The following is a 7,444-nucleotide window of genomic DNA, read 5'->3' as shown; positions in this document are numbered from 1 at the left end:
GAACCTTCCCATGCCCTCGGTCCGACCCGGCGCCGCCGGGCGGACCGAGGCGCAGGCTGTGCCGGGGATGAGGCGAGCGTTGCGCCGGGCCCGCGACGGCGTGACGCTCAATGTCGACGAGGCCGCCGTCCTGCTGCAGGCCCGCGGCGCGGATCTCGAGGACCTGTGCGCGTCCGCGGCGCGGGTGCGGGATGCGGGTCTGGCCGCGGAGGGACGTCCCGGCACCGTCACGTATTCGCGGAAGGTGTTCGTGCCGATCACCCGGCTGTGCCGGGACAAGTGCCACTACTGCACGTTCGTCACCGTGCCCGGCAAGCTGCGGGCGGAGGGTCGGGGTATGTACCTCGAACCCGACGAGATCCTGGAGATCGCGCGGCAGGGCGCCGAACTCGGCTGCAAGGAAGCGCTGTTCACGCTCGGTGACCGGCCCGAGGACCGGTGGCCCGAGGCCCGGCAGTGGCTCGACGAGCGCGGCTACGATTCGACCCTCGACTACGTGCGGGCGATGGCGATCCGGGTGCTCGAGGAGACCGGCCTGCTGCCGCACCTGAACCCGGGCGTGATGAGCTGGGCGGAGATCTCCCGGCTCAAGCCGGTCGCGCCGTCGATGGGCATGATGCTCGAGACGACCTCCGAGCGGTTGTTCACCGAGAAGGGGCAGTGCCACCACGGCAGCCCGGACAAGGACCCGCAGGTGCGTCTGCGGGTGCTCACCGACGCCGGACGGCTCTCGGTGCCGTTCACCACCGGCATCCTCGTCGGCATCGGCGAGACGTTCACCGAACGGGCCGAGTCGATCGCCGCGATCCGCAAGTCGCACAAGGCGTTCGGTCACATCCAGGAAGTCATCGTGCAGAACTTCCGGGCCAAGGACGACACCGCCATGCGGGGTCACGACGACGCCGATCTCGACGAGTTCCGGGCCGCGATCGCCGTGGCCCGCCTGGTGCTCGGCCCCGGCATGCGCATCCAGGCGCCCCCGAACCTCGTTTCGCACGACGAGTGCCGCGCCTTGCTCGCCGCCGGCGTCGACGACTGGGGTGGCGTCTCGCCGCTGACCCCCGACCACGTCAACCCCGAGCGGCCGTGGCCGAACCTGGACACGCTCGCGCAGATCAGCGCGGACGCCGGATTCACCCTCACCGAACGGATCGCCGCGCAACCGCAGTACGTGCTGGCCGGTCAGCCGTGGATCGACCCGCGGATCGCGGCCCACGTGCGGGCGCTGTCCGACCCGCAGACCGGGCTCGCCGCCGACGTGATCCCGTCCGGGCTGCCCTGGCAGGAACCGGACATCGACTGGGAGTCGTCCGGACGCATCGACCTGAACTCCGACATCGACGTCACCGGCCGCAACACCGAGCACCGCTCCGACCTGGGCAGCGCCTTCGGTGACTGGGAAACCGTCCGCGAGCAGGTCCTCGCCCTCGGTGCGAGCGCTCCCGTGCGGGTCGACACCGATGTGCTGGCGGCCCTGCGTTCGGCGGAACGCGACCCCGCCGGCTGCTCCGACGCCGAATACCTGGCGCTGGCGACCGCCGACGGTCCGGGTCTCGAGGCGGTCGTCGCCCTCGCCGACGCCCTGCGCCGCGACACCGTCGGCGACGACGTGAACGTGGTGAACCGGAACATCAACTTCACCAACATCTGCTACACCGGCTGCCGGTTCTGCGCGTTCGCGCAGCGCAAGGGCGACGCCGACGCGTTCACCCTGTCCACGAGCGAAGTCGCGGACCGGGCGTGGGAGGCGCACGTCGCCGGTGCCACCGAGGTGTGCATGCAGGGTGGCATCGATCCGGAACTGCCGGTCACCGGCTACGCGGACCTGGTGCGCGCGGTCAAGGAGCGGGTCCCGACGATGCACGTGCACGCGTTCTCGCCGATGGAGATCGCCAACGGCGTCGCGCGCAGCGGCATCTCCACCCGCGACTGGCTGATCGAACTGCGCGAGGCCGGCCTGGACACCATCCCGGGCACCGCCGCCGAGATCCTCGACGACGAGGTGCGCTGGGTGCTCACCAAGGGCAAGCTGCCCACCGCCGAGTGGATCGACGTCGTGACGACCGCGCACGAGGTGGGGCTGCGGTCGAGCTCGACGATGATGTACGGGCACGTCGACCAGCCGCACCACTGGGTCGGACACCTGAACGTGCTGCGCGGAATCCAGGACCGCACAGGTGGTTTCACCGAATTCGTGCTGCTGCCGTTCGTGCACCAGTCGTCGCCGCTGTACCTCGCGGGCGCGTCCCGGCCGGGTCCGACGATGCGCGACAACCGCGCCGCGCACGCGCTGGCGCGGATCATGCTGCACGGGCGGATCGACAACATCCAGACCAGCTGGGTCAAGCTCGGGGTCGCCGGGACGCAGGCGATGCTGCAGGGTGGCGCCAACGACCTGGGCGGCACCCTGATGGAGGAGACCATCTCCCGGATGGCGGGATCGCAGCACGGATCGGAGAAGACCGTCGCCGAGCTGGTCGCGATCGCCGAGGGCATCGGCCGTCCGGCCCGTCAGCGCACTACCGCGTACGCGCGTCGCGACATCGGGGTGACCGTCGCCTGACGGCGGCGGCCGGGACATCCGCACCGGTCCTCCAGCAGGTCAGGGCACCCTAATTCGTCGGGGTCCCCGCCCGGCGGGGGATACTGGACGGCGTCGGTCGCCGCGGGTGGCCGATTCGGGCGGGACCGCGCAGGTCGGCGGGCATAGTGAAAGGCAGGTAGAACAGCAGTGACGTACACGATTGCGGAGCCGTGCGTGGACGTGATGGACAAGGCATGTATCGAGGAATGCCCCGTCGACTGCATCTACGAGGGCGGTCGCATGCTGTACATCCACCCCGACGAGTGCGTCGACTGCGGTGCGTGCGAGCCGGTCTGCCCCGTCGAGGCGATCTTCTACGAGGACGACGTGCCGGACGAGTGGTCCGCCTACGTGAAGGCGAACGTCGACTTCTTCGACGATCTGGGTTCCCCCGGTGGCGCTGCCAAGCTCGGCAAGGTCGACTACGACCCGCCGTTCGTCAAGGCGCTTCCTCCCATGGGCGAGGAATGAGTTGACCTCCACGGTGACCACACGTGCACGTCGTTCGGTGGCGAAATCACTGCCGGACTTCCCCTGGGACTCGCTGACCGACGCCAAGGAGAAGGCGTCGGCGCATCCCGACGGGATCGTCAACCTCTCGGTCGGAACCCCCGTCGATCCGGTCGCCCCGGTGATCCGCGAGGCACTCGTCGCGGTCGCGGAGGAGCCGGGCTATCCCACGACCCACGGCACCGCCGAACTGCGGTCCGCCGCCGTCGGCGCGCTCGCACGCCGTTACGGCATCACCGGCCTCGCCGAGTCGTCGATCCTGCCGGCGATCGGTACCAAGGAAATGATCGCGTGGCTGCCGACCCTGCTCGGTCTCGGCGCCGACGATCTCGTCGTCATCCCCGAACTGGCCTACCCGACCTACGAGGTCGGCGGTCTGCTCGCCGGCGCGCGGCTGATCCGCGCCGACGGCCTCAACCGACTCGGCCCCGAGGGCGCGGCGCTGGTGTTCGTGAACTCCCCGTCGAACCCGACCGGCAAGGTGCTCGGCCTCGAGCACCTGCGCAAGGTCGTCGACTGGGCCCGCAGCCGCGGCGCCGTCGTCGTGTCCGACGAGTGCTACCTGGGGCTGACCTGGGAAGGCGAAGCGCTGTCGATCCTGCACCCGAGCGTGTGCGACGGCGACCACACCGGCCTGCTGGCCGTGCACTCGCTGTCGAAGACCTCGAACCTCGCCAGCTACCGCGCCGGGTTCGTCACCGGTGACGCCGAACTGGTCGCGGACCTGCTCGAGGTGCGCAAGCACTCCGGCATGATGCTGCCGCTGCCCATCCAGTCCGCGATGACCGCGGCGCTGCTCGACGACGAGCACGAGAACATCCAGCGCGAGCGGTACCGCGCGCGGCGCGAGGTGCTGCTCGCAGCGATCCGCGGCGCCGGCTTCACCGTCGACCATTCCGAGGCCGGGCTCTACCTGTGGGCGACGCGCGGCGAGGAGTGCCGCGCGACCGTCGACTGGTTCGCCGAACGCGGAATCCTGGTGGCACCGGGCGAGTTCTACGGTCCCGGTGGTGTGCAGCACGTGCGGATCGCGCTGACCGCGACGGACGAGAGGATCGCCGCGGCCGCGTCCCGACTCGGCTGATCGGGCTCGGTAACCCGAGAAACCGGTCGTACGCAGGTAGATTGGCGTCCGTGAGCACATCGGGCGACGATCCGCGATCGGCGGTGTTGTATGTCCTGTTCGCCGTGCTGGCGACGCTGCTTGCGCTTCGCTGGGCCCGTGCCCGCGACCTCGGGACGTTCCTGTGGCCCCCGCCCCTCGCCGCGACCGTGCTGTGGCTGATAGTGGCCGTGCCGTCCCTGCTGCGGGTCGCCGTGCCCGCGCTCGACGAGATGTTCCGGCGCAACCCGGTGCAGATCCGCAACGACGGCGAATGGTGGCGGATCGGCACGTCGGTGCTCGTCCAGGACGGGGGAGCGGCCGCCATCGTGGCGAACCTGGTGCTGCTCGCCGTGCTCGCGGTCGCGGGTGTGCGCGTGTGGGGACCGGGCCGTGCGCTCGCCTTGTTCGCCGGCGGACAGCTGATGTGGGGATTGTTCACCTCGTTCGTGTCGCCGTCCGCCGGTGCCGGCTGTTCCGCGGCGGCATTCGCCCTGGCCGCGGCGACCGCCGGACTCTGGTTGTCGATGGGTGCCCGCCGCCTCGAACTGGCTGTGTCCCTGGCGATTCTCGCGATCGGCGCGTTGCTGCTGTTGATCGACGACGCACACGGTGTGGCGGTGCTGTGCGGCATGCTGCTCGGCGCGGTCCTCGGCACCGTGATGCCGCCGACCCGACCGGTGTCGGCCGCGGCGGTCGGGACCTGAGGATGCGGTCTGTGGGAAGGTGATGCCGTGTCTGCACTCCTGTCCTCACTGAATCCCCTCGCCGTCGCGCGCGGCGACGACGTGCCCGACGCCGTCCGGATCGACGGGCACACCCTGTCCCGGAGCGATCTCCTCGGTGCCGCGACCGCCGTTGCGGCGCGCGTCGCGCGGGCCGAGCGGGTCGCGGTGCTCGCGACCCCGACGGCGTCGACGATCGTCGCGGTCGTCGGCGCGCTGCTCGCGGGTGTCACCGTCGTTCCGGTGCCGCCGGATTCCGGTCCGGCCGAGCGGGCGCACATCCTGAACGATTCCGGCGCCCAGGCCTGGCTGGGAGCGGCACCCGAATCGGACGACGCCGTCCCGCAACTGCCGGTGATCGCGGTGCGACTGCACGCGCGGGACTGGCACGCGTTGCCCGAACCGGATCCGGCGCGCATCGCGTTCGTGCTCTACACCTCGGGCACGACGGGAGCTCCGAAGGGTGTGCTGCTGAGCCGCCGCGCGATCGCCGCGGGCATCGATGCGCTCGCCGAGGCGTGGGACTGGACGAGCCGCGACATCCTGGTGCACGGGCTTCCCCTGTTCCACGTGCACGGCCTGATCCTCGGTGTCCTCGGGCCCCTGCGGGTGGGCAGCCGGCTGATCCACACCGGCAAGCCGACACCGCAGGCGTACGCCGAGGCCCGGGGCACGCTGTACTTCGGGGTGCCGACGGTGTGGTCGCGGGTCGTCGAGGACGAGGCGTCGGCGCGGGCGCTGAGGGGCGCGCGGCTGCTGGTGTCCGGGAGTGCCCCGCTGCCGGTGCCGGTGTTCGAGCGGCTGCGCGAGCTGACCGGCCTCACGCCGATCGAGCGGTACGGGATGAGCGAGACCATGCTGACGCTGAGCACCCGCGCCGACGGGGAACGCCGGCCGGGGTGGGTCGGCACACCGGTGCGCGGCGTGGAGACCCGGCTGCGGGACGAACACGGCGCCGACATGCCGCACGACGGCGAGAGTATCGGTGTGCTGCAGGTTCGCGGGCCGATGCTGTTCGACGGCTATCTCAACCGCCCGGACGCGACCGCGGAATCACGGACCGACGACGGCTGGTTCGTCACCGGTGACGTCGCCGTGATCGATCCCGGCGGATTCCACCGGATCGTCGGCCGCGAATCGACCGACCTGATCAAGTCCGGCGGGTTCCGGGTGGGTGCGGGGGAGATCGAAACCGTCCTCCTCGGGCATCCCGCGGTGCGGGAGGTCGCCGTCGTCGGAGTGCCCGACGACGATCTGGGGCAGCGCATCGTCGCGTTCGTCGTGCCGCGTCCGGGCGGTCCGGAGGTCGACGAGGAAGAACTCGTCAACCTTGTGGCACAGCAGCTTTCGGTGCACAAACGTCCCCGGGAGGTGCGGGTGGTGCAGGACCTTCCCCGCAACGCGATGGGGAAGGTGCAGAAGAAGCTGCTGCTCGGATAGGAGCCGCCGGCGGGGTGGATGGGCCCCGCCGGGCGGAGTTCGCGAGAAATCTGTGACTTGGGGTTGCGCATTCCGCCCCCGAAGGCGGATTGTTTTCTGCACAGTAGGTGCGTCTACTCATTGGGGGGTTGAAACATGTCTGTGACCGATCACGTGCGGACAGATCACGTGCATCCGATGGTTCCGGGGGGTGGGGAGCCCGCATTCGTCGTCGACGGAAAGCCGGCGTCGGTACCGCTTCGTGATCTGCCGGCGGTGGCCCGCAAACTCGTCGCGCACTTCGCCGACCACGTCGCGCCGTGCTCGTTGCGGCCGGGGGAGTCGCTGCGCGGTGACGTCACCGAGGTCACCGTCCGATGCCTGCGCATCGCGATCCACCTGCTCGACGCGGGTGAGCTGCCGTCGGACGCCGACCTGGCCGAGCTGCGCAGCAGCGCCGCGCAGTGGGCGCGCGCCGGTTTCCGGCTCGAATACATGCTGCGCATCTACCACGAGGGAATCCGCCTCGGCTGGGAACTGGTGACCGAACGCGCAGGTGAGGGCGACATCGAGTCCATCGCCGCCGCGTCCCGGCTGTGGATGGCGCTGCTCGAGCGCGTCACCGTCGCCGCCACCACCGGTTTCGTCGCCGAACTCGACGCGATCAAGCGGGAACGGGACGTCGCCGCGCAGGAACTGGTCACCGCCCTGCTGAGCGGCCAGGACGCCGCCGCGGTCGCGCGGCGGTCCGGGCTCGAGCTGGCCGACGGGTACACGGTGCTGGGTCTGGCGCTGGCCCGCCATCCCGACACCCGCAATCCGCACGTGCGGCAGGACGTCGTCGCCCGCCGCACCCTCCGTCGCGTCGAGGTCGAACTGGAAGCGGCCTGCGAGGGGCGGCAGCTGGCGCTGCTCGGTCCGGAAGGCGGCACGGTGTTGCTCGCGGGCGCCCGCAGCGACGACTCGATCGCGATGCTGCGCGAGCGCATCGAGACGGTCGCCGGGGTGTCGGTGACGATCGTGGTGGTCCACGCGACGGTCTCCGAGGTGCCGACCGGAGCGCAGCAGGCCCACGAACTGCTCGATCTGGTTCGTCAGCTCGGC

Annotated in this window: 6 protein-coding genes; all 6 read left to right on the top strand. The window is 70.7% G+C overall.

Features of this window, described 5'->3' with window-relative positions; genetic code table 11:
* Window positions 1-2,563 (top strand): bifunctional FO biosynthesis protein CofGH (locus I0Q12_RS00620; RefSeq protein ID WP_374068487.1); only part of this gene is annotated, 2,563 nt, incomplete at its 5' end.
* Between the two features lie 168 nt (window positions 2,564-2,731).
* Window positions 2,732-3,055 (top strand): ferredoxin, encoded by a 324-nt coding sequence (gene fdxA, locus I0Q12_RS00615; RefSeq protein ID WP_197250109.1) that lies wholly within the window; start codon window positions 2,732-2,734, stop codon window positions 3,053-3,055.
* A 13-nt stretch (window positions 3,056-3,068) separates the two neighbouring features.
* Window positions 3,069-4,178 carry a succinyldiaminopimelate transaminase gene (gene dapC, locus I0Q12_RS00610; protein ID WP_248676139.1) on the top strand — a complete coding sequence of 370 codons (1,110 nt, stop codon included), beginning with the start codon at window positions 3,069-3,071 and terminating at the stop codon, window positions 4,176-4,178.
* Between the two features lie 50 nt (window positions 4,179-4,228).
* On the top strand, window positions 4,229-4,903 hold the full coding sequence (locus tag I0Q12_RS00605) for a rhomboid family intramembrane serine protease (protein WP_197250108.1): 675 nt from the start codon (window positions 4,229-4,231) through the stop codon (window positions 4,901-4,903).
* A gap of 27 nt (window positions 4,904-4,930) precedes the next feature.
* The gene (locus I0Q12_RS00600) at window positions 4,931-6,361 is read left to right on the top strand and encodes an acyl-CoA synthetase (protein WP_197250107.1); all 1,431 of its coding nucleotides are present in this window, start codon (window positions 4,931-4,933) and stop codon (window positions 6,359-6,361) included.
* 177 nt (window positions 6,362-6,538) lie between these two features.
* On the top strand, window positions 6,539-7,444 hold a 906-nt coding region (locus I0Q12_RS00595; RefSeq protein ID WP_231609770.1), incomplete at its 3' end, for a PucR family transcriptional regulator.

The sequence above is a fragment of the Rhodococcus sp. CX genome (assembly GCF_015865005.1).
Classification (GTDB): Bacteria; Actinomycetota; Actinomycetes; order Mycobacteriales; family Mycobacteriaceae; genus Rhodococcus.
The sequence above is the reverse complement of the archived record's forward strand: the minus strand, read 5'-3'. Positions and strand labels throughout refer to the sequence as shown.